Source organism: uncultured Virgibacillus sp. (genome assembly GCF_947495635.1).
GTDB lineage: Bacteria > Bacillota > Bacilli > Bacillales > Amphibacillaceae > Virgibacillus > Virgibacillus salarius.
Map to the genome: position 1 here is coordinate 1 of NZ_CANMAB010000270.1, position 204 is coordinate 204.

Below are 204 nucleotides of genomic sequence, written 5' to 3' on the forward strand. Positions count from 1 at the left end.
AACAGACTGTGTATAGGCACATAAGATAATCTTCATCATCATGCGTGGATGGTATGCAGGACAACCTGTTTCACGCAAAAATCCCACAAATGATTCCTCTGGGATATGTTCTACAATATGGTTAACCGCATAGGCGATATCATTTTCTTGTAATTTCATTTCAAAATCTAAAGGCAAAACGACTTGATTCATGGTATAATGTTT

Annotated in this window: 1 pseudogene; it reads right to left on the reverse strand. The window is 36.3% G+C overall.

From position 1 onward, the window contains the following. A pseudogene (locus Q1A47_RS20810) lies at positions 1-204 on the reverse strand (IS5/IS1182 family transposase); the annotation flags it as partial.